Source organism: Serratia sp. Ser99 (assembly GCF_024519545.1).
Taxonomy (GTDB): Bacteria; Pseudomonadota; Gammaproteobacteria; order Enterobacterales; family Enterobacteriaceae; genus Serratia; species Serratia liquefaciens.
Genome location: NZ_JALJRT010000002.1, coordinates 441,191 through 463,668 on the forward strand (window position 1 = coordinate 441,191; position 22,478 = coordinate 463,668).

15 protein-coding genes are annotated in these 22,478 nt (G+C 56.8%); 3 read left to right on the forward strand and 12 right to left on the reverse strand.

Annotated elements, in window-relative coordinates; genetic code table 11:
- Nucleotides 1-9 precede the first annotated feature (9 nt).
- A complete protein-coding gene (locus NR114_RS06135; protein WP_234530225.1) occupies nt 10-1,422 on the reverse strand; it encodes a glycoside hydrolase family 1 protein in 1,413 nt (470 codons plus the stop codon).
- The gene (locus NR114_RS06140; RefSeq protein WP_234530223.1) at nt 1,419-3,284 is read right to left on the reverse strand and encodes a beta-glucoside-specific PTS transporter subunit IIABC; all 1,866 of its coding nucleotides are present in this window, start codon (nt 3,282-3,284) and stop codon (nt 1,419-1,421) included. The genes NR114_RS06135 and NR114_RS06140 overlap by 4 nt, the downstream gene beginning before the upstream one ends.
- A 599-nt stretch (nt 3,285-3,883) precedes the next feature.
- On the opposite strand from NR114_RS06140, the gene NR114_RS06145 reads away from it, so the two are divergent.
- Nucleotides 3,884-5,053 carry a cupin domain-containing protein gene (locus NR114_RS06145; protein ID WP_234530220.1) on the forward strand — a complete coding sequence of 390 codons (1,170 nt, stop codon included), beginning with the start codon at nt 3,884-3,886 and terminating at the stop codon, nt 5,051-5,053.
- 36 nt (nt 5,054-5,089) lie between these two features.
- Here the strand turns inward: NR114_RS06145 and NR114_RS06150 are convergent, their stop codons facing one another.
- Genes NR114_RS06150 through NR114_RS06160 form a run of 3 tightly spaced genes read right to left on the reverse strand, consistent with a single transcriptional unit; the run spans nt 5,090 to nt 9,086 of the window.
- Entirely contained in the window at nt 5,090-6,394 is a 1,305-nt protein-coding gene (locus NR114_RS06150) for a cytochrome c (RefSeq protein WP_048759055.1), read from the reverse strand.
- Nucleotides 6,395-6,405: 11 nt separating this feature from the next.
- Nucleotides 6,406-6,864, reverse strand: a complete 459-nt coding sequence (locus NR114_RS06155; protein ID WP_020826797.1) for a (2Fe-2S)-binding protein — start codon at nt 6,862-6,864, stop codon at nt 6,406-6,408.
- 14 nt (nt 6,865-6,878) lie between these two features.
- The gene (locus NR114_RS06160) at nt 6,879-9,086 is read right to left on the reverse strand and encodes a xanthine dehydrogenase family protein molybdopterin-binding subunit (protein WP_020826796.1); all 2,208 of its coding nucleotides are present in this window, start codon (nt 9,084-9,086) and stop codon (nt 6,879-6,881) included.
- 331 nt (nt 9,087-9,417) lie between these two features.
- Between NR114_RS06160 and hpxO the strand changes: the two genes are divergently transcribed.
- On the forward strand, nt 9,418-10,575 hold the full coding sequence (hpxO, locus tag NR114_RS06165) for an FAD-dependent urate hydroxylase HpxO (RefSeq protein ID WP_234530218.1): 1,158 nt from the start codon (nt 9,418-9,420) through the stop codon (nt 10,573-10,575).
- 32 nt (nt 10,576-10,607) lie between these two features.
- Here the strand turns inward: hpxO and NR114_RS06170 are convergent, their stop codons facing one another.
- From NR114_RS06170 to NR114_RS06180, 3 genes are all read right to left on the reverse strand, one after another.
- On the reverse strand, nt 10,608-12,743 hold the full coding sequence (locus NR114_RS06170) for a peptidase domain-containing ABC transporter (protein ID WP_234530216.1): 2,136 nt from the start codon (nt 12,741-12,743) through the stop codon (nt 10,608-10,610).
- A 2-nt stretch (nt 12,744-12,745) separates the two neighbouring features.
- Nucleotides 12,746-14,014 (reverse strand): HlyD family secretion protein, encoded by a 1,269-nt coding sequence (locus tag NR114_RS06175; RefSeq protein ID WP_234530215.1) that lies wholly within the window; start codon nt 14,012-14,014, stop codon nt 12,746-12,748.
- 464 nt (nt 14,015-14,478) lie between these two features.
- Complete coding sequence (locus NR114_RS06180) at nt 14,479-15,225, reverse strand: sulfite exporter TauE/SafE family protein (RefSeq protein WP_234530213.1); 747 nt, start codon at nt 15,223-15,225, stop codon at nt 14,479-14,481.
- A gap of 111 nt (nt 15,226-15,336) precedes the next feature.
- Here NR114_RS06180 and NR114_RS06185 point away from each other — a divergent pair, with 111 nt between their 5' ends.
- Nucleotides 15,337-16,218: a LysR substrate-binding domain-containing protein gene (locus tag NR114_RS06185; RefSeq protein WP_234530210.1), complete on the forward strand. Its 882-nt coding sequence runs from the start codon at nt 15,337-15,339 to the stop codon at nt 16,216-16,218.
- A gap of 20 nt (nt 16,219-16,238) precedes the next feature.
- On the opposite strand, the gene NR114_RS06190 is transcribed toward NR114_RS06185, so the two are convergent.
- From NR114_RS06190 to NR114_RS06205, 4 genes are all read right to left on the reverse strand, one after another.
- Entirely contained in the window at nt 16,239-19,814 is a 3,576-nt protein-coding gene (locus NR114_RS06190) for a molybdopterin cofactor-binding domain-containing protein (RefSeq protein WP_234530209.1), read from the reverse strand.
- Nucleotides 19,807-20,349: a (2Fe-2S)-binding protein gene (locus NR114_RS06195; RefSeq protein ID WP_020826788.1), complete on the reverse strand. Its 543-nt coding sequence runs from the start codon at nt 20,347-20,349 to the stop codon at nt 19,807-19,809. The genes NR114_RS06190 and NR114_RS06195 overlap by 8 nt, the downstream gene beginning before the upstream one ends.
- Nucleotides 20,350-20,552: 203 nt before the next feature.
- The gene (locus NR114_RS06200; protein WP_046373624.1) at nt 20,553-21,026 is read right to left on the reverse strand and encodes a MarR family winged helix-turn-helix transcriptional regulator; all 474 of its coding nucleotides are present in this window, start codon (nt 21,024-21,026) and stop codon (nt 20,553-20,555) included.
- A 66-nt stretch (nt 21,027-21,092) separates the two neighbouring features.
- Nucleotides 21,093-22,151, reverse strand: a complete 1,059-nt coding sequence (locus NR114_RS06205) for a 2,5-dihydroxypyridine 5,6-dioxygenase (protein ID WP_256813757.1) — start codon at nt 22,149-22,151, stop codon at nt 21,093-21,095.
- Between the last annotated feature and the right edge of the window lie 327 nt (nt 22,152-22,478).

A 22,478-nucleotide genomic window follows, 5' to 3' on the forward strand; every position in this document is an offset into this window, starting at 1 on the left:
CTGTTTTTATTATCGTTGCCGGCCATTGGAGATAATCAGCCGTTGGTACCAGTCAAAACTGCGCTTTTTGATCCGCCGCAGATCCTTCAGATCCTGCTCACCCCGGTTTACATAGATAAACCCGTAGCGCTTGACATAGCCCTGATGGGTGCTGACCACGTCTATTGCCGCCCAGGGGCAATAGCCGATCAGTTCGACGCCGTCGTTGATGGCCAACTGCATCTGTTCGACGTGTTGTCGCATAAACTCGATGCGGTAATCGTCGTTGATTGTATCATCGGCCTGTAGCTGGTCCGGGGCGCCAATGCCGTTTTCAGTAATTAATATCGGTAAATGGTAACGTTCCGCGGTTTTACGTAGCGTCAGCCGCAATCCGACAGGATCGATCACCCAGCCGTAGCGGGTTTTACCGACGAACGGGTTCTCCGCCGCGCGATACACGCCCGGTTCCCCCAGCATGATTTGCTGATCGCCAGCTCGCGCGCTGATGTCCGACGCATCGCCTCGGCTGGCGGCAATGGTGGCGGTCGAGTAATAATTTATCGCCACGAAGTCCGGTTTGCCCTGCAGCAACAGCGCCGCATCACCGGGTTCCATCCGTGGCGCCAATTGACGATCCAGCAGGTAACGCCAGGCCAGCGGGTTATAACGACCCTGCACGGCCACGTCGAGGAAGCTCCAGCAACGCAGCGTTTCCCAGTTATGGGCGGCAATGGCATCCAGCGGATTGCAGGTTTCCTGATACATCGAGGTGGTATTTATCGCCGGGCCGATCTTCCCGGCCGGGCAGCGCTGATGATACAACGCCATCACCCGGGCCTGAGCCACCAACATATGGTGGCTTTGCTGATACAGCACTCGCCTGGACGGCAGTTCACCGCCCTTCGGCGTGCCAATGGCGCCCGGATGCAGGATCATGGTGTTCTGCTCGTTGATGGTCAGCCAATACTTTACCCGGTCACCGAATGCGTCAAACAACACTTCGGCATAATCGACAAAGGCATCGATGGTGGCGCGGTTCGACCAACCGCCCTGTTGCTCAAGCACATAAGGCAGATCGAAGTGATAGAGCGTTACCACAGGTTCTATGCCATGGCTCAGCAGTTCATCAATCAACTGGCGATAAAAATCCAGCCCTGCGGCGTTGACCTCACCGGTCCCCTGCGGCAGCACTCGCGTCCAGGCAATCGAGAAACGATAGGCCTTTAACCCCAGCTCGGCAAACAGCTGCACATCCTCTCGGAAGCGGTGATAGTGATCGCTGGCGACCTTAAAATCAGCGGTTTCTGCCGGGTGATCAAGCATATCCACAATCGATGGACTTTTGCCGTCTTCGTTCCAGGCCCCCTCCACCTGATAGGCAGAGGTGGAAGCCCCCCACAGAAAATCTGCGGGAAAATCGTTCAGTCGTTGGTAAATCATGCCTGCTCCTGCTGCGCATTATTAAGGGTGATGATGGGCTGCCCAAAATCCACTGCCCCCGGTTGGCGGCAATTCAACTCAGGAAAAGCTTCGCTGTTAACCACCAGCACCGGTGTGGTGATGTCGTAACCCAACCCGACGATCGCCGCCAGATCAAAGCGCACCAGTTCATCTCCCACCTGGACGCGGTCGCCAACTTTAAGCTCGGAAGTGAAATGCTGTCCCGCCAGATTGACCGTATCAATGCCGATATGCACCAGCAGCTCGACGCCGTTGTCACCTTTGATACCGACCGCATGCATGGATGGCAGGAACGTCACTACTTCCCCCGTCAGCGGCGCGCGCAACACGCCTTCCTGCGGCCGTATTGCGACACCCTGACCCAATAGCCCCTGCGAGAACACGTCGTCGTTAACCTGCGCCAATGCCACCAGTTGACCGTTGAGCGGACTGATAATTTGCTGTTCGGCGCCACTGACGGCCTCCGAGCCCCCAGATCCCGTTTCTTCAACCGGATCGTCGAACCCCAGTATCCAGGTCAGTGCAAAAGTCACCACAATGGCAATGGCGCAGGTGATCAGCGCATGGACAATGTTCATTGGGTTTTCGCCGATAAACGCCGGCAGCGCCGCTAATCCGGGAGAAACGAAGGCATAGCGCACCAGCCCACTCAGCCCGGCGTAAATACCGGCACAGCCGCCGCCGATCATTGCTGCAATCAGCGGTTTGCGCAGTTTGAGCGTCACGCCGTACAACGAAGGCTCGGTGATACCCAGCAGCGCGGTGAAACCCGCAGAGGACGCCAGCTGGCGCAGATTTTTGTTTTTGGTGCGAAAGGCCACGCACAACGTCGCAGCCCCCTGTGCAATGTTGGAAGCCAACATGCCTGGGCCGTTAATCATTTCGAAACCATTTTTACTCAGTTGACCGGTAGCAATCGGCGTCATTGCCCAGGCCGTACCGGTGATCACCAGAAACGGCTGGAGGCCGCCCATCAGCATCGGGATCAGCCAACTGGCTTTACCGTCGACGATAGCGGCGCCGGCGGCCACCAGATCGTTGAGGAAAATACCGAACGGCCCTACCACCACCAACGCCAACGGGGCGGTCACCAACAGGATAATCATAGGTTTGGTGAAGAACTTGATCATCGTCGGCGACACTTTCTCGGCAAACCGTTCGATATAGGACATTAACCAGACGGTGAAAATGATCGGCAACACCGAGCCGGCGTAATCCGCCAGGCGCACCGGTATGCCGACGAAATCAATCACCGTGCCCGCCGCCAGCATCTGTGCCAAATTGGGGTGCAGCAACGCGCCGGCAATGGTCATTGCCAGGATCGGGTTACATTCGAATTTGATTGCCGCACCGTAGGCCAGCAGCACCGGCAAGAAGAAAAAGGCCGCATCGGCGATGGTGTCCAGCAGATGGTAGGTCGGGCTGGCGGCATCTATCACTCCGGTCAGTTTGAGGATCGCCAGCAGCGCCTTAATCATCCCCGCACCGGTGATAGCCGGGATCACCGGTGTGAAAGTGGTTGAAATAACGCTGATAATCTGTGAAATCACCCCGCCCCGCGCCTGGGAGTTTTTCTCACTCTGACGGCCACTGAGATCGCCGATTTCTTTTTGCATCGCACGGAAGGTTTGCTGCACGTTGTTGCCGACCACGATCTGAAACTGGCCACCACGCTCCACCACGCTGATCACCCCAGGCAAGGACTCGATCGCTTTCGCTTGTACCTTGCTGTCATCGTTAAACTCCATCCGCAGACGGGTGGCACAGTGCGTCAGTTTGCTGACGTTGTCCTTGCCCCCGACCTGCAGCAAAATTTCCAGGCCCAACTGTTTGTAATCCATCGAATATCCCCGGTAAAAAAGCAAAAAAAAAGACCAAAATCAAAATGCGCCTCATCACAAGGAGAGGTGCATTCCTATTTTGGTCTTGCCTGCCTAAGCAGTAACACGCCGTAATAAAAATGTCTGGCGATCGCTAAGATCGCGGCGAAAGTATCGTCATAGTTGCCATTTTTCGGCAATAGTCTTAGTTACGCTTTGTGATTCACATCACTCTTTACCGAAAACGCACTTCAACGTTGCCCGCCGTACCCTGCCATGCTTTTTTACTGATGCCCATTTACTCAACCGCATAAAATAGCACCTGAAACACATTATCTACTTTAATTAAACTCACTTTGTTTATCCTTTATTTAATAATGAAATGCATTTATTTGATACCGGTAGATAACTATTTTAAAGCGGATTTAAAAATTACAGCCACACTCAATTAGTAACATAAATTAATATATTATTCGCGGCATCCTGTTTTTAACCCACTATGCTTTAACCGTTGCCGAATGCTTCCATTTCAGCAATAAGCCATCTGCACACAATAAAACAAAAGAATAAACCCAGCCAGCCGTATTCGCTGTGGGCCACTTTTATTTGGAGAAAGCCCTATGTTATCGCGTCGAGATATATTGAAAGTTTCCGCAGTCAGCGCCGCAGCCGCCGGCGTTATGGGCAGCATGATTAAATCCGCCAGCGCCGATGAACATCGAAATATAGTTCCCCCCAGCAATTTCCAACCCGCTGCTGATACAAAAAATCTGTATAAATACGTCTTTAGCCACAGTAAAAAACGCAGTTTACCCAACGGCTGGGCCAGGGAGGCTACCGTCGAACAATTCCCGATTTCCGAGGGGGTTGCCGGGGTGGATATGACGCTGGAGCCGGGTGGCATACGTGAACTGCACTGGCACGCCATCGCTGCTGAATGGGCATTTATGCTGGAGGGGCATGCCCGCATTACCATCATTGATCCTGAAGGAAAATGTGAGGTGGCAGATTTCGGCCCTGGCGACGTCTGGTATTTCCCCAAGGGTTACGGCCACTCGATTCAGGCGTTGGCAGACGGCGCACATTTTGTTCTGACCTTTGATAATGGTCACTTTTCCGAGTTCGGCACCTTCAGCATTACCGACTGGGTAGCCCACATGCCCAAAGAAGTGTTGGAAAAAAGCGTGAATATGCCGGCGGCGGTATTTTCCAAGGCAAAACAAGGTGAGGCTTATATTGTCGGCGGTGCCATTCCGCCCGCACTGCCCTTACCAGCCCACGATGGCGGTTTAAATAATGCACCTTTGGCTCATCGCTATGAATTAATGAAGCAAAAGCCTTTCTTCGAAAATGATGCCGGCAGCGTGCACTTGGTCTCTTCAAAAGAATTCCCTATTTCCACTACCATGACCGGCATTATAGAAATCGTTAAGCCTGGGGCGGTGCGGGAATTACACTGGCATCCCAATGCCAATGAGTGGCAATACTATATTTCCGGTAAGGGGCGCATGACGGTGTTCAGTTCGCACAGCCATGTGCAGACTGAAGAATATTCTCCTACCGACGTTGGCTATGTTCCACAGGGTTTTGGTCACTATATCGAAAATATGGGGGATGACGATCTTAAGGTATTAATCGTGTTGGATAATGGCATCTATCAGGACATTTCGCTGTCTGACTGGTTGGCGAAAACTCCTGCCTACCTGTTAGCGGATAACTTCAATAACGAGGTTGCCGATTGGCTGGATCGCCCCAAAGACAAACTGGTAATGTCCCGGCGCAGAAAATGACAGGTAGCGAGGGGGGCAGCCCCCCCTCGCCGCCTCTTACTGTTTGCGTTGTTCAGCGACTTGTTTGGCCGTTACCTTGCCCTGTTTTTCGCCAAATTGGCCGACAACATAATTGGCAACCGCTGCCACTTCCTCGTCCGAGTATTGAGCACCGAAGTCCGGCATGAATTCATGCTGTTCGCCGATGCTGATGCGCGTCCCCTTCAGGATCGCCTGCACCACGCTGCGGCCCTGCGGATCGTTAACCGCCGTGCTGCCGACCAAGGAAGCATATTTGCTCTGGCGTCCCGTTCCGTTCCACTGGTGGCAACCGCTGCAGTCTCCAGCGAACAGTCGCCGTCCCAACGAGTCTTCCTGCCCGCCCGGCAATATCGCGCTGGACGACGTTGCCCCCTTCGGCTGCAGATTGACCGCGCTGGCACTGTCCGTGGCGATAGGCTCGATATTGCGCAGGTATTTCACCAGCGCCTGATTATCCTCCGGCGTCAGATACTGCAGGCTGTTTTCCACCGCCTCTGCCATCGGACCGGCTGCGCTGCTGCGCCCTTCCGCGTGACCGGTCGCCAGATACTGCGACAGCTGTTGTTCGCTCCAGGCACCGATACCGGTCTGCGGATCGGGAGTAATGTTGGCCGCAAACCACCCCTGGATCACCTCACCGCTGAGGTTTTTACTCTGATTAATGCCAAAGCCCAAATTGCGCGGCGTGTGGCATTCGCTGCAGTGTCCCAGTGCGGTGGCCAGATATGCGCCTCGGTTCCATTGCTCATCCTGATTCAGGTTCGGCTCGAAGCGTTTTTCGTTGAAGAACGCCAGGTTCCAAAACTTCATGCCCCAGCGCTGGTTAAACGGGAACGACAGCCCATTTTCCGGATTGGCCTGCTTCACTGGCGGCAGGCTGAACAGATACTCTTTGATCGCCAACACGTCGTCACGGCTCATGGCCGTGTATGAGGTGTACGGCATTGCCGGGTAAAGATTACCCTGCGGCCCAACGCCTTCACGCACCGCACGCACAAACTGATCGTCACTCCAATTACCGATACCGGTGTCGGGATCGGCGGTTATATTGGTGCCGTAAATGGTGCCGAAGGGCAGTTTAAAGGCAAAACCGCCGGCGAAAGGTTTACCGCCGGGCGCAGTGTGGCAGGCCACGCAGTCCGCAGCCCGCGCCAGATATTCGCCACGCGCCAATTTATCGCTGATCCCGGCAGGGGCACCGGCGATCGGCGCAGCAGGTTCCGGGCCGACCGGCCGCAGCAGCGTATAGATCGCATAACCGCCGGCCAGCACCACGATTGCCACGATCAACCAAAATAGCCATCTCAGGGCGTTGCTCATGAGTTTCTCCCTTAATCCAACGCCTTGGCGGCCTGGTGGATGGCAGCGCGAATGCGCACATAGGTGGCGCAGCGACAGACGTTGCCGCTCATTGCCGCATCGATATCCGCATCGCTCGGATTTTTACTCTGGGCCAGCAGTGCGCTAGCACTCATGATCTGACCGGACTGGCAGTAGCCGCATTGCACTACGTCCAGATTGACCCAGGCCGCCTGCACCGCTTTGCCCGCCGGCGTTTCGCCGATCGCTTCAATGGTGGTGATTTTCTTGCCTTCGGCGGCAGAGACCGGCGTCATGCAAGAACGTACCGGCACCCCATCCAGGTGGACGGTACAGGCCCCGCACATCGCGATGCCGCAGCCGAATTTGGTGCCGGTCAATCCGGCCTCATCACGCAAGAACCACAGCAGCGGCATATGGGGATCGCCATCAAACGTCAGCGGTTGGTCGTTTACAGTTAAAGTTATCATGCTGTTCTCCTTGCTCAGACGCTGGCGTCACGGTTGGGACGGTGTAAAGGCAGGCTAAGTGAACTGCGAGGTCTCCCGAGCAGTGCCAGTGCATTGCCGACGGCCGGAGCGATGGTTGGCACCCCCAACTCGCCAACGCCGGTAGGCGCTTCGCTTGAAGGTACGATAATCACCTCTATCTCCGGCATTTCGTCGATGCGCAGCGGACGGAAATTATTGAAGTTGGACTGCTCAACCACCCCGTCTTTGAGCGTAATGTTGCCGTACAGCGCAATACTCAGGCCATAACCTATGCCGCCCTCAATCTGCGCGCGGATCACATCCGGATTGACCGCCACACCACAATCCACCGCGCACCACACCTTGTGCACGCGCGGAATGCCACCTTCGCCGATTGACACCTCGGCTATCTGCGCCACCCGAGTATTAAACGCCTTGGCGACGCCTACGCCGCGTGCTCGTCCATCCACCACCTTCGCGCCCTGCCAGTTGGCGGCTTTGGCCACCGCCCGCAGCACGCCGGCCTCACGCGGCGCATCACCCATCAATGCCAGACGCCCCTCGACCGGATCCTGCCCGGTCTCCTGCAACAGCTGGTCAATAAAACTTTCGACGGCGTGACCGGTATGAGTACTGGCGACCGATCTTAATGAGGTGGTCGGCACTTTACCCGCGACGATATGCGCGTCGCAGAGGAAGTTTTCGAAGGTGTACGGCACTTCGCTGGCACCTTCGACCATCATCTGGTCGAGACCGTTAACCACCAGCGCCGTCATCGCGCTGTTAAGCGTCCAGGAATGACCAACGACGGTATCGCTCCAGCCCACGACTTTACCGTCGCGGATCGCCCCTCTCATCCGGTGGAGGATCATCGGACGATACCAGCCGTTGCGAATATCATCCTCTCGCGTCCACACCACTTTGACCCCGTGACCGGGACCAATGGCTTTGGCCGCCGCGGCCATGTCCGCCGCCAGGTCGGGCCCGAGCTTCGGGTTGCCCAGATCGATGCGGCGGCCAAAGCTGCCACCGGCCAAAATGGTGTCGATTTGCACTTTTTCCGGCGGTAGCTGGAACAGATCGCACAGCTGTTTATGGTCGAGGGTTTGGATTTGGCAGCCGTAGCGTGCCTTGACGCTCTCGCCATCCCAAAACAGATAGCCATCCAGCGGCTCCATCGGCGCATGGGCCACATAGGGGAAGGTGTATTCCGCTTCGATCACCTTATCCGCCTGATCGAAAATCTCGCCCGGCTTGCCCTGGCTTTTCGCCACTACGCCGGGCTTTTGCGCCACCTGACGGAATTCGGCAAATATCTGCTCGGTGTCTCGCCGCTCTGCCTGCGAGTCGTCCCACTCCACCTGTAATTTTTCACGGCCCTGGATCGCCGCCCAGGTATTTTTAGCATATACCGCCACGCCGGTATCGGTCTGTTTCACATCCACCACGCCCGGCACCTTCAGCGCCCGGCTGGCGTCGAACGCGGCCACCTTGCCGCCAAAACGCGGCGGTTTTTTAATGGTAACGGTCAGCATATCCGGCTCATGAATATCCTGAGTGAACTGCGCCGAACCGTTGGTCTTCGCCAACGAGTCTACGCGATGCAAGCCACTGACCTTACCAATCAGGGTGAAATGGCTCGGATCCTTCAGGGTCAGGCTGGCGGGGTCAGGCGGCGGCAGTTGGCTGGCCAGCGCCGCAAACTCACCGAACCCTGCTTCGCGACCACTGGCGGCATGGCGGATCTTGCCCGCCTGCACGGTGATTTCTTCCGCTGAGGTTTTCCAACTTTGGGCAGCGGCCTGAACCAGCATGGCGCGCGCCATCGCGCCCATGCGACGCATCTGCTCGTAGGCGTTGGCCACCGAGCTGGAGCCGCCGGTGCCCTGAAAACCGAACGCCAGATTCTTATAGACGTTGGTATCCACCGGTGCGGCAACCACCCGCACCTGCGACCAGTCGGCATCCAGCTCTTCAGCGACCAGCGTTGCCATGCCGGTATAAACGCCCTGGCCCACTTCGGTGTGTTTACTGAGGACGGTGACAATGCCATTTTCGTCGATCTGCACGAAAGCATTGGCTTCATAAGCGGTGTTTTCTGGCGCCGTGGTCGTCGTTGTACGCGCCAGTGCGCCGGTTGACGGCAGATAGGCACCGATCACCAATGCACTGGCGCCAACGATAAACCGCCGCCGGGTAAGCGGGACTTGAGGTAGTTTCATTGCTCATCGCTCCAAAATGCCGATCAACCTTAATCAATACGGCGACATCGTTCTTTTTATCTGCGCCGTCTGCCTGCACTGACGCGACGGGCTAATAGTTAGCGTAGTCTATTATTTTGTCTGTTTAACATTCAGTCGCCGTTTTCCGTTGCTGATTCGTGCTCTGCGAGATCTCAATGGTCCTCGAAACCCTGCTCCGTTATCGCTCATGGATTGCACCAAATTGCATCAGAAACGCCCCTGATGGTGCTACGGCCACGTTGACGTCAGCAGTATTGGTGGACTGGTACGGAAATTGCTTCTCCCCATCGTGGCTATGGAGGAGAAAAACATGAAAGCAATCATCATTGGCGGTGGTATTGGTGGGCTGTGTAGCGCCATCGCATTGCAGCGTTGCGGTATCGAGACCGAGGTTTTTGAAGCGGTCAAAGCGATCAAACCGGTTGGCGCAGCAATCTCGATCTGGCCTAACGGCGTCAAATGCCTCAACTATCTGGGGATGAAAGAACAACTGCGGGCGCTCGGGGGGCCGATGCATTTCATGGCCTATCAGGAATACCTGCACGGACAAACGCTGACGCGTTTTAGTCTGGATCCGTTAATCACCAGCGTCGGCGAACGCCCTTACCCGGTAGCGCGCGCCGAGCTGCAGGCCATGTTGCTGGACACCTACGGCCGCGACCAGGTGCGCTTCGGCAAACGGGTTAGCGGTATTGAAGAAACCCCACAGGGCGTTACCGCCTGGTTTGAAGACGGCAGCCAGGCCAGCGGAGATTTTCTGATCGCCGCCGACGGCACCCATTCTGCTATTCGCCCTTATGTGCTGGGCCATGGCGTGGAGCGGCGCTATGCCGGATACGTCAACTGGAACGGGCTGGTCACCATCGATGAGTCCATCGCACCGGCCGACCAGTGGACCACCTTTGTCGGCGAAGGTAAGCGCGTGTCGCTGATGCCGGTCTCCGGCAACCGCTTCTACTTTTTCTTCGACGTTCCCTTGCCGACCGGGCTGGCGGAAGACCGCAGCACCGCGCGAGCCGACCTGCAACGTTACTTTACCGGCTGGGCCGAACCGGTACAGAAACTGATTGCCGCAATTGATGCGGAAAGCGTCAACCGCATTGAGATCCACGATATCGAACCTTTCGAGCAATTGGTGCGGGGCCGCGTAGCCTTACTGGGCGATGCCGGGCACAGCACCACTCCGGACATCGGTCAGGGCGGCTGCGCGGCAATGGAGGACGCGGTGGTGCTGGCGATTGCCTTGCAGACCAATTCACTGGGTATTGAAGATGCGCTGTTGCGCTATCAGGAAAAACGCAGCTATCGAGTGAAAGATTTGGTGCTGAAGGCACGTAAGCGCTGCGACGTCACGCACGGCAAAGAGATGGACGTCACCCGCAGTTGGTACGAGGAGCTGAAAACCGAAACCGGTGAGCGCATTCTTTCAGGCATGAAAGAAACGATTCTGGGTGGGCCGCTGGCCTGATCCGACCCATCTTCGAGTCGAAGAGGGTTGATTCACCCTTTGCGCCGGTGAAGACGCCCGGCCGCCAGTTCGACGACCCGATCCGCCGAGGCGATGGTTTCCGGGCGATGGGCAATCAGTAAAATCGGCAGGCCAAGCTGGCGCAGGGTATGGCTAATCAACATTTCATTATTCACGTCCAAATGGCTGGTCGCCTCATCCAGGATCAACAGCCGTGGTTTTTTGTAAAGCGCCCGCGCCAACAACAAGCGCTGTTTTTGCCCGGCAGACAGGGTGCCTCCCATTTCACCGATTAACGTCTGGTAACCCATCGGCAGGTTATCGATATCCTGGTCCAACTGCGCCAGTCGCGCGCATTCAACGAGCTTTTCCTGATCAACCCGTGGCGTGAAAAATGACAGATTCTCGGCGATAGAACCGCGAAACAGCTGATCCTCCTGCAAGACTACGCCGATATGCTGACGTACCTGCGAATAATCCCCCTGTCGATGCTCGATGCCCAGCGTACGTATCACGCCGGCCGTGGGCGAATACAGCCCCAACACCAGTTTGGCCAATGTGGTTTTGCCGCTGCCGGACGCCCCTACCAGTGCCACTACCTCACCGGGCATAATGTCCAGCGAGACCTGCGACAGGATTTCAGATTCGGTGCCGGCATAGTGAAAACTGACCTGCTCCAAACTCAGCGCCGGCCGATCTTGGGGCCAGGCGCTGGCGGACAATAACAGCGTTGAGTTGCCCGCCGCCTGCGCCGCTGCGTCTTCACGTGCCGTCAACACGATATCCGCCAGCCGTTGATTGTAGACATCCAGCATTTTGTAGGCAACGGCCTTGTCGATCAGGCCGCTGATGCTGGCGGAAAACCGGCCCTGAAAAGACATGTAGGCCACCAGCATGCCGACTGAAAACTGCCCGGCCAACACCGCCCCGGCCCCCAGCCACAGCACCGCCGCCCCAACCAGGCTGCCAATGACGGTTTGCATAATGCCGTAAACCATCATCAGCTTGCTTTCGCGCAGTTCAGCATTGCGCCGTGCGACATTGAGGTTACGCCAAACCGTTTCCCGCGGCGTAAGCGCCTCGTTGACCCGCAGGCTCAGCACGCCGCGCAGGCTTTCAAGAAAATGACTGGATTCCTGGGTGCCGGCAACCCAGGAGTCATCCGCCGCTTTACGCAACGTACTGAACCAAAACAGGCGCAGCAGCCCATACACCATCGCGGCGGCCAAAGCGACCAGGGTTAACTTCACGCTGTAGAAAAACATCATGGTCAAGGTACCGAGGACCAAAAGCACATCCAAAAAGGCTTCAAGCAGCGTGGTGGTGAGGGTGTCCTGAATGGTGTCGACGGCATCAAATTTCGCGCTGATATCGCCCATGTTGCGCGATTCGAACCAGTTGATAGGCAGCCGCAACAGGTGGTGAAAAACATTCGCCGTCCACTGCATATTGAAGTTGACCGCCATGGTGAGCGTCGCCCACTGGCGGGCCAGCTCCAGCAGCGTCTGGGTGGCGGCCATCAGCAGCATGGCAATGACGATCAACGTCAATAAGCTGGCGTCCAACGCCACCAGCACCTCGTCAATCACCAGTTGGTTGATTAATGGGCCGATCAACGCAAACACTTCCAGCGCCAACGCGAAACAGAAGATCCGGGCCAATGCCACCTTCAACCCCTGAGTTTTACCGATCAGCTCCCGCAGGCGGATCTTTTTTATCTGATCTTTGACGACAAACTGATGGGTTGGCGTCAATTCCATCGCCACGCCGGTAAAGTGACGATTTGCCTCCTGCAGACTCATTTTAACCAGGCCCCGCGCAGGATCATGCAACTCCAGAGTTTGCCCTCGCACCCGCTTGAGCACGGTAAAATGATTCATGTCCCAGTACAAAATGCAGGGCAGCGACAACAGGTGTAGCTCTTCAAGCTCCAGCTGCACTGCTCGGCCGCTCAGGTGCAGCCGTTCGGCGCAGGCAATCAGCTGCGAGAAGGTCATGCCGAGCTGAGAAACTTTAAACTGCGCACGCAGCGTAGGCAGATCTACGCGATGCCCATACCAACCGGCAATCATCGCCAGGCACGCCACGCCGCATTCTGCGGACTCCGTTTGGCGTATCAACGGCAGGCGCTTTCGCCAGCCCCAGTTGAGCCCTTCTGTAACGTCCATGTTTATATCCTTCCTTGCAGACTCCATAACGGCTCCAGCAGCCACTCGTACAGGCGGCGGCGATCCAACTCCACGTCTGCGGACACGGTCATCCCGACGCGCAATGGTTCCTGGCGCCCATAGGCGGTAATGGTGGTTTTCTCCAGCGCAACGATGACGCGGTAATGCCCTTCGTTTTCCTTCCAGGTCATCGGATTTTGCTGCATGACGTCATTGGCGCTCAGGCTGGCATCGGTGATGGCGCGGGTGGCGCCATACTGCACGCCAAACTTTTCATAGGGAAAGGAGGCAAAGCGCAACCCGACCCGTTGGTGAGGTTTGATAAAGCCCACCGCTTTGCTGGGCGCAAAGAGTTCAACCTGCAGCTCGGCACCGTCAGCGACCATCATCAGCAAAGGATCGTTTTGCTTGACCGTCTGCCCCGCCCGGGCCAGCACTACTACGACATGCCCGTCTACCGGCGCAGTGAGCGTGTGGTCACGCTGGGCAACCAGTTCTATTTCCTGTTGCCTGATGCCCTGCAACTGGCGTTCAAGTTCGGCGTCACGCCCTTGTTGATGTTGCGCCAGCGTCCGCAGTTCCGAGGCCGCCGCGGCAAGCTCACGCTTTAACCGCAACTGCGCCTGACGCTGCATTTCTACTTTTTCCCGCGCCGTCGACAACGTCATTTTCTGCTGCTGAAACTCAAGTTCGGAAACGTAACCTTTGCCTATCAGCTTGTGGTAGCGCGCCATCAGCGAATGCGATAATTCCGCCTGTTGCTTTACCTCCACCATTGCCGCCTCTGCGCTGGCCAGTTCATCCTGAAGTTGCGTCATGCGCTGGCGCACACCGGTTTGCTGTAAAATCCGAGTGGCCAGTTCTTGTGCGCGTTGGCGCTCCAGCATGTGATATTGCCGTTTTAACGAGTCGGAAACCGACGCCAGCGTCGCGATACCTTGACCATTGAAATATTCGCCGCTGAGCCGATAAAGTGCCTGGCCGGCTTTGACGGTCGCCCCCTCCGTCACTAAACGTTCGGTAACCTGTCCGGCGCTGCGGGCAACCACCTTGATCAAACCGCTGGATGGCATCACCACACCGTCCAAACGCGCTTTACGGGTATATTCACCCAAGATCAGAAATAGCCCGATAGCCAACACCAGCAAGATGCTGGCCCAGGCATAGGCGGTCAGACTGAGGCTGGCAGGAATAATTACCTCACCCTCCGCTTTATTGACCTGCGCAGCGAAATAACCCTCACGATAAATCTGGAGAGAACGTTCTGACATGGGGGTTACACCTTTATCGGGATTTTGGAACGATAATTATCTTACTGACCGCGACGCTTCCATTTGCGGACTCACCCTCGCGCTGAATTATATAATTTTTTCATCAATGTCATTACCCCTGGCGGCAATGAAAAACAAATCATCCATTTAGCCATTGCATCAGGGTTACTGTTCCTGATCAGGCTGCCCTATTGGCTAATGCCCACAATAAAAACAGATTATGGGATAGCGTAACGGCAAAAAGCACAATAATAAAAGCTGTCGAAATTGTTTTCGCCCGCCCTCTTTTAAGAACGCAAGGAAGATATAGATATAAATACACGTCGCCGCCATGTCAATATATAAAACCATTTCTGTCGATAGAACCAAGTGAACTAAATAGAATGAATTACACGGAACATTTAATTTAACCGCTAATACAAACCAATTACTTCGCAACTGGGTGAAACATTATTTACTCGCATTTAATTAATGCCATTCCACACTATTTCAATTCCTAAAACTAACAGGCCGATAAAAAAACAGCGACGAAATACCGCAGGGCGACAATGCCGGCGCAGCACACTCCCCAACCACATCCCCACCAGCGCAGGAAGCAATGCCAATAATGAGGTGCCTAGCAACGCGCCCGGCAATGCATGTTGCCATGCCAGGCCGGCGGCTAATGCCAACGTCGAAACGGTGAATGACAGCCCCAACGCCTGCACCAGATCGTCACGCGCCAATCCCAATGCATTTAAATAAGGAACCGCCGGGATCACGAATACCCCGGTAGCACCGGTAATCAGCCCGGTAAGTACACCGCATAGAGGGCCCAACCTACGCTCAGCCGTGGATGAAAGCCGCCACTGAAAACGGCTAAAACCCAACAGCGCGTAAACGACCAAACAGACCCCCAACGCTATCGGTGCCAACCGGTTTTGACCGGTGGTCAAGGTGCCCGTGGTCAGCATTGTGCCCATGGCGACACAGACCATCATCGGCCATAACCTGCGGCAAAGTGCACGGACGTCCGGCCCGGTGAACAACTGCCAGAAGTTGGTCACCAGCGACGGCACCAGCAACAGCGCCGTAGCCTGTGCCGGAGACATCAGCAGGCTGAGTAACCCCATAGACACCGTCGGCAGCCCCAGGCCAATCACTCCCTTTACCGTGCCCGCCAGCATAAAGATGCCCAGCAGGGCTAAAATTTCAGGTAGCGTCAACGTCATAGGTCTATCCTTCCTCATTATCCCTTGGTGCATGGATTGTCCGCAGCCCTTGCCTGCCGCACAATGCGGCAATCACTGAGCCAGCCTGAGGCAAATACGTAGGAGAAGCCGATGCATTTCGATTTTACCGACCTGCGGCTGTTTATCGCCGTGGCAGAGGCGGGCAGCATCACCGCCGGGGCCGATCGTGCCTGCCTGTCGCTGGCATCGGCCAGTGCCCGCATTCGCGGATTGGAGCAACAGGCTGGTATTCAGCTTTTGGCCCGCGGCGCGCGGGGAGTACAAACCACTCAGGCCGGTGAACGCCTGTTGGGCCATGCTCGTCTGTTGTTACAGCAAAGCGAACGGCTACGGGGGGATATGGCAGAGTTTTCCCCGGGCAATGCCTGCCATTTGCGTATTCTGGCCAATACCGTCGCCGCCAGCGCTTTTCTCCCGGAGCTGCTGGCCGACTATCTGCTGCTTAACCCACAGACGGACATTGCGTTGGAAGAGTTGCCCAGCACGGCGATCAGCCAGTCGATCCTCGATCAGACTGCGGATATCGGCATTGTCGCCAACCACGCCGACCTGCGCGGGCTGGAAAGCTACCCGTTCCGCCAGGATCGCCTGGTGCTGGCGCTACCGGTCGATCATCCGTTAGCCGGCCGCCCCAGCGTCAGTTTTAGCGAAACGCTGGCATATGACTTTATTGGCTTAAGCGACGACAGCGCGCTGCAGCAACATTTGGCGCAACACGCCCTACGCAACGGCGGCCCAATGCGCTTACGCGCCCGGGCAGGAAGCTTTGAAGTGGTGTGTCGGATGGTGACGCGTGGTGCCGGTATCGCCGTGGTACCGGAGGAGATCGCCCGGCAATGGCCGGGCATGCAAGTCAGAATTCTTGTGCTGGACGATACCTGGGCCACACGCCAGCTGTCGATTGTCGTGCGTCGGTTGGCCCAGTTACCGCTACCGGCGCAGCGGCTTATTGCTTTCCTGCAACCGCAATAGCGCCGTTTTTTTAACGACAGTTAATGGCTGCCCGGATTGGCACGTAGCCTGGCAACCTGCGTTTCGACATCGTGCCATGCCGGTTTGTCCCCGGCATAATGCTGCCGTAGATAATTCACCAGATCAGCCACTTGGCGATCGGAAAAGCTGTCTTTGAATCCAGGCATAAAGCCCAAATCAGCGGTAGCCGGTTTTGAAATTCCCTGCAAAATCACGTTAATCAGGTTATCCGGCCGCTCGCTGAATATATTGGTGTTGTTCGCCAAGTCCGGGCTGACGCCAAACAGCTGCGGCCCGCCGCTGGCGGCGCTGTGACAGGCTTGGCAAGCGCCCTGAAACAGACGTTCTCCGCCCAATTGCCCTACGGCGGTCGAAAGAGTGGCAGCCGGTTTGGCCTGCGGTTCCAGGTTCAATCCGGTCGGGTTGCTCAATGAAATCAGGTAATTGGCCATCGCTCGAACGTCGGTTTCCGGCAGTGTGGCCAGTTCGCCGACCACCGGTCCCATCGGGCCGGCCGCGACGCCGTGCTCGGCAGAATGACCGCTACGCAAATACTGGAATAGCTGCTCTTCGGTCCAGGATTTGTCCGCATTGGCCAATTGGTTTAATGCCGGCGCTTCCCAGCCATCCACCATCGCCCCCGCCAAAAAGCTGCTGCCGCCCTTTTCAGCGCCCATTAGATTACGCGGGGAATGGCAGGCGGCACAATGGCCCAACCCGTTAACCAGGTAAGCGCCACGGTTCCACTGCGCGCTTTGCGCGGGATTTGACTGAAACTCGCCCTGGCGGAGAAACAGCGCATTCCAGCCGGCCATTAACGGGCGCATATTGAACGGGAAACGCATCTGATTAGCCGGGGTACTTTGCACCACCGCCGGTTGCGACATCATATAGGCATACAGCGCTTGCATGTCACCCTCGGTCATCTTACTGAACGCCGTATAGGGAAATGCCGGATACAAATGCCTGCCATCGCGGCTGATGCCCTGACGCATCGCCCGGTCGAATGCGGTAAACGACCAGTTGCCGATACCGGTTTCCACATCTGGGGTGATATTGGTGCTGTACAGGGTTCCAAACGGAGTTTCCATCGCCCGCCCCCCGGCATTGGTTAGCCCTTCTGAGGCGGTATGGCATACCGCGCAATCCCCGGCAGCGGCCAACTGACGCCCCCTTTCCAGGGTCGCGGCTGACCAGGTACCTGAGCCAGGGGTAGCCACCGGCGCAATTTCGGCACGCCATGGCAGTGCCGTCGTCGCAACACCCAGCGCGGCCCCTAAAATCCCAGCCACGCCACCAAACCACCATTTACTGCGTTTGGTTTTGACTGGCTGCGTTGACGGCTGCCGCTGACTATCCGGACCGTTCAACGCCTCGCGCAGTCGATCAGCGGTGATCGGCAACTCGCGAAACCGAATACCGGTGGCATCAAACACCGCATTGGCGATGGCTGCCGCGCTGGGCACCGAGGCAGACTCACCGGCCCCCAATGGCGGATCATAAGGGCGTGGCATCATCACGACATCCACCTCCGGCACCTCCGGGAAAGTCAGGATCGGGTAAGCCCCCCACTCTTTGCTGGAGATCGTGGATTCTTCGAAGGTCACTCGCTCTTTTAGCACCCGGCTGGTCGACTGGATAACGTTGCCGTGGATCTGGTGACGTACGCCGTCCGGATTGACCATCATGCCGGCGTCGTGCCCGACCACAATCCGCGTGACCGCCACTTCGCCGCTGACTTTGTCGATAGCAACGTCGGCGACCCAGGCGGCCCACGCGGCACCGAAACCGGGAAACTTACTGTGAATATAACGCGCATAGGCAAAGCCTCGTCCACGCAGTACGCCGTCCTCCGCCGGGGTTTGCATAGGTTCGGTATGCGGCGTCCAGCCGGCACGTTCGGCGGTACTGCGCATCAGTTCGGTGGCACGTTGATCCTTGATATAACGCAGCCGATATTCAAGCGGATCGACGCCGGCGGCGATAGCCAGTTCGTCAATATAGGACTCGTGCGCGAAGGTATTCGGCAGTGCCGATACGCCCCGCATCCAGGAAGCGCGGACAATCGGTGCCATATCCTCAATGCTGACGCGCAACGCCGGATATTCATAGGGCGGTACCGAAGTGCGATCCCCCATCTCATAAGCCACCGGCACCGGCTCCACCCTTCCGGTCAGCAACAGCGCCAGGGTGGGCGCACCGTTGGAAGGATAATAGGTGCGAAAATCATAGGCGACCGGATCACCGCCGGCGTCCAACCCACCGTCAACCTCCATCAGTTGCGCAGTGCCCTTCGGTTCCCACAGATGTTCCTGCTCACGGGTTAGCTGCACCCGTACCGGACGGCCTACCGCTCGCGACAGCAGCGCCGCATCCGCACAGACATCATCGGCGCAGTTACGACCATAACAGCCGGCTGCCTCCATGCGGATGATATCAATCTGATTTTCCGGGTACTCCAGCAGCCAGGCGAGATCGGCGCGCAACAAGTGCGGGTTCTGGCTGCCCGACCACACCCGCAGTTGCTGTGGTTGGTAATCTGCCAATGCGCAGGACGGGCCAATCGACGCATGCAGTTGATATGGCCAAAGATAACTGCGGGTAAAGCGTCGGTCGGCGGCAGCCAACGCTGTATCCACGTTGCCGGTATCATGCACCACCCGCGTCGAATGGGGATTATCGCGCAGCGCCTGAGCCACATCGGTCATCTGCGGCAGGTTACGCCGCCAGTCTTTCCAGCTCACCTGCAGCGCCTGTGCCGCCTTGATCGCCTGCTCCTCGCGCTCGGCAACAATGCCGATAAAGTCTTCTATCACCACCAGCTTGACGATGCCGGGAATATGAGCAATCGATCGTTCGTCCACCGCCAGCAGGCTGGTGCCGACAAACTCACCGCTGTCGTAGCCCGCATAGGGCGGTCGCACCACCCGCCCGTGTAACATGTTCGGCAGCCGCATATCGTGCACATAGGTGGATTCGCCTGTAGCCTTGGCCGGGATATCGACACGTGCGGTGCTGGTCCCCACCAAACGGTACTCGGCCTGCGGCTTAAGCGGTGCATCACCGCTTATCGTTAATGCAATATGTACACCAGCCACCAGTTCGCCATAGCTCAGCCTTTGCCCGTCAGGGCTAACAACGATGCCGTCGTCCAGCGTCAGTTGCTCTACTCTGAAGTCAAAACGTTGTGCCGCCTGCTGCAGCAACCAGCGGCGCGCTTCGGCGGCGGCATTACGCAGGGGCACCGCCGAAATTTGCAGGGTGGCACTGGCGATAGTCGCCCCCTGATTCGGCGTGCTCTCAGTGTCGCCCAGCACCATGCGCACCTGATCCATGCGCAGGTAAAGCTCTTCGGCGACAATCTGACCTAATGCGGTGCGCACGCCAGTGCCCAGATCGACATGGCCGTTGAAGGCATAAACCTCACCGCTGTCGCAAATGGCAATGAACAACCCTTGTTCTTTGGGTTTCAGGCTCGGCGTCTGACCTTTCGGTACCAGCCCTGGCGGCGGTTGGATCTGATCGACAATCAGCAATGTGCCCTGGCGCTGCAATAGCTCCGCCTGACTCGGCAATGAGGAATGGGTATCAGTCATGGGACGAGGTTTCCTCGTTGCGATACAGAGTGATAGCGCGCTGAACCGCACGCAGAATTTCGATATGGGTGCCGCAACGACACAGATTGCCGGACAGTGCCTGACGGATTTCTGTGTCACTGGGCGAGGGATTTCGATCTAACAGGGCTTTGGTGGTCATGATCATGCCGTTCAGGCAATAACCGCACTGCGCCGCCTGTTCTTCAATAAAAGCGCGCTGCACCGGATGCAGATGTTGGCGATCGCCCAGCCCTTCCAGCGTGGTGACCTCACGGCCGGTCACACCCAGAGCCGGGATCACGCAGGAGCGTGCGGCAATGCCGTCAACCAATACGGTGCATGCGCCGCACTCTCCGAGGCCGCAGCCGTACTTTGGGCCATTGAGCGCCAAATCGTTGCGTAACACCAATAACAGAGGCGTATCCGCCATCACCCAGGTATGAATATTTTCGCCATTTACCGACAGCATCAATGGGTGCTCCGTCAGCGTTTTTACCGCGCCTTCCCTGGGCGATTGCACTTCAGATATCGCCATTCTCGCGTCTCCGCCTGCGCTCTGGTGATACCCGTCATCTTTCACGCCGCTGCGTCGTTGCCGCACTTGCCCATCCCAGTTACTGACTTGAGAGTGGGCAAGCTGCCAGCCTGGCTGCAACTTGAAAGCTATAGGGTATGAATTGTGGGCCGTGACCTCGCCGCCACCGCACTCACCAGACAACAGCAGTTGCGCGGGGCGAATCAGCCGGGTGGCTGGTCTTCCAGCATTTTATTGAGCAGGAACATCAGTGCTATACGTTCGGCCGGATTGAGCGTGCCGAAGGTTAATTCTGTGATCTTCGCCGCATGCGGCACCGTCTCCCTCAACAGATCGGCACCGGTATCAGTCAGCCCGACCACCACTTTGCGCCGGTCGACAGGATCCGGCATAACGGTGATCAGTTCACGCGCTTTGAGGCGCTCGACAATGCCGCGAATGGTGGCCTGATCGACTGCCGTCACCTGCACCAGCTCAGTTAGCGAACTCGGGCCCATGTCACGCACCGCGCACAGGGTAATAAACTGCACCGCGGTCAGCTGCGAATCGCCAACGTTCTGCTGAAAGATGGCCACATGGCGCTGGTAAACCTTACGAAGCAGGTGCCCGACTTGTTCAGTAAAATGATAATTTTCGGTCTTGCCGTTTTCTGCAGCCGGGTATTCGGGGGGCGTCATTGCGTTACTCTCACCATCTATGGAAACCACCGAGAATAGTACAAACCCCCGCGTTTAGCAGCAAGGTTAGCCCTGGCTTACTCGGGACGCCGCAGGAGCCACCACTTCGCCATCCGCCACTACCGTCGTGCCGTCCAGGCTAATGTCGCAATGGCGCAGCGCGATATCCATGTGGCACGGCGTTTTACGCGTACCACCGACTTCGGTATTCGGCCCGGTGGAAAAAAGGAAGTTGCCATAGAAGGCACGTGCATCCATACACATCCCGTCGTTTTTGTCGTGCAGCCCCATCGCCGTCCACTGTGCACGTGGCTGTAAGCCCCAGCCGATGTGCGAGATGCCGTACACTTCCGGATCGTTGAAATATTTCATGTACTCCCGAAGATATTCCGCCTCAAATCCCCCGTGAATACGCGTCACAAAGCCCTTGTCTATCTCCAGCGTGATCCGTTCCCGCGCATAGCTCTTGAACGGCAGCAGGATATCGCCCACATCCAGCACCAGTACCCCTTCGGCCTGTTCCTCATTCGGCCAGGTGAACAGGAAGCCGCTTGGCCAGTGATCCCAACGTCCCGGTTCGTCGGCGTAACCGTATTCGGTTACCGTGGGGTATTGCCCCAGCGGGGCGCGAAAATCGCTGCCGGCGACAGATTTCACCTGCATTAATTTTGCCTGTTCCAGCACGGCAGCCGCCGCCAACACTCGCGCTTTGTCTTTCGCATTAGGCAACATCCGTGCCAATACCTCCGGCGGCTCGACCGCCAGCAAAATACGCGTGCCGGTCTTAAGGATTTGCTCCTGCTCCGGCGAGTGCAGCAACATCATGGTATCGACCACCAGATCGGCGGCCTCCAACGCGCGCTGCGCCGCATGGTTGCCGGTCAATGCCGTATCACCGCAATAAGCAGTCATGTCGTTGCCCATGGCGCGCGGATGGTTAAACGAGGGCAACTCCACCGCATAAACCTTAGCGCCCAATCGCAGTGCAGCATCGGTAGCTGCGCGTACCGTGCGCGCATCGGAATAGTGACTTTTCAGGATCGCCACGCTTTGCGAAGCATCAACCTTTGACAGCGTAAGCACCTGCTCGAACAGCTGAACCAACTGACTATCATTGACCGCCATGCGGTATCTCCTGTTTTGCCTGAAGGGGTCGACGCGCCCGGCGTCAACGAGGTTATTTTGTACAAATTACAGTGAATACACTCTTTTAATTATCTAAGACTAAAAAACCCCCGGAAGCAAGAAGCCCGAGATACCTATAAGCAAATCCTATCTTAAGCCCTTATCATCCTGTGATTAACATAAGGTTAACAGAAAATGGCAACCAATTAGCGTGAGCCAAGTCAAAATTAACACTTGTGCAACTTTGTGTTATTTAGCGTATACACTATAAATCGATTATCCGTTATCGCAGCGGATAGCAGGTAAAAAAACCAACAGTCAGGGGAA

Excerpts from the sequence above, each read along its gene's own strand:
- NR114_RS06135 (WP_234530225.1), bottom strand. The coding sequence starts at position 1,422 with ATGATTTACCAACGACTGAACGATTTTCCCGCAGATTTTCTGTGGGGG.
- NR114_RS06140 (WP_234530223.1), bottom strand. The coding sequence starts at position 3,284 with ATGGATTACAAACAGTTGGGCCTGGAAATTTTGCTGCAGGTCGGGGGC.
- NR114_RS06145 (WP_234530220.1), top strand. The coding sequence starts at position 3,884 with ATGTTATCGCGTCGAGATATATTGAAAGTTTCCGCAGTCAGCGCCGCA.
- NR114_RS06150 (WP_048759055.1), bottom strand. The coding sequence starts at position 6,394 with ATGAGCAACGCCCTGAGATGGCTATTTTGGTTGATCGTGGCAATCGTG.
- NR114_RS06155 (WP_020826797.1), bottom strand. The coding sequence starts at position 6,864 with ATGATAACTTTAACTGTAAACGACCAACCGCTGACGTTTGATGGCGAT.
- NR114_RS06160 (WP_020826796.1), bottom strand. The coding sequence starts at position 9,086 with ATGAAACTACCTCAAGTCCCGCTTACCCGGCGGCGGTTTATCGTTGGC.
- hpxO (WP_234530218.1), top strand. The coding sequence starts at position 9,418 with ATGAAAGCAATCATCATTGGCGGTGGTATTGGTGGGCTGTGTAGCGCC.
- NR114_RS06170 (WP_234530216.1), bottom strand. The coding sequence starts at position 12,743 with ATGGACGTTACAGAAGGGCTCAACTGGGGCTGGCGAAAGCGCCTGCCG.
- NR114_RS06175 (WP_234530215.1), bottom strand. The coding sequence starts at position 14,014 with ATGTCAGAACGTTCTCTCCAGATTTATCGTGAGGGTTATTTCGCTGCG.
- NR114_RS06180 (WP_234530213.1), bottom strand. The coding sequence starts at position 15,225 with ATGACGTTGACGCTACCTGAAATTTTAGCCCTGCTGGGCATCTTTATG.
- NR114_RS06185 (WP_234530210.1), top strand. The coding sequence starts at position 15,337 with ATGCATTTCGATTTTACCGACCTGCGGCTGTTTATCGCCGTGGCAGAG.
- NR114_RS06190 (WP_234530209.1), bottom strand. The coding sequence starts at position 19,814 with ATGACTGATACCCATTCCTCATTGCCGAGTCAGGCGGAGCTATTGCAG.
- NR114_RS06195 (WP_020826788.1), bottom strand. The coding sequence starts at position 20,349 with ATGGCGATATCTGAAGTGCAATCGCCCAGGGAAGGCGCGGTAAAAACG.
- NR114_RS06200 (WP_046373624.1), bottom strand. The coding sequence starts at position 21,026 with ATGACGCCCCCCGAATACCCGGCTGCAGAAAACGGCAAGACCGAAAAT.
- NR114_RS06205 (WP_256813757.1), bottom strand. The coding sequence starts at position 22,151 with ATGGCGGTCAATGATAGTCAGTTGGTTCAGCTGTTCGAGCAGGTGCTT.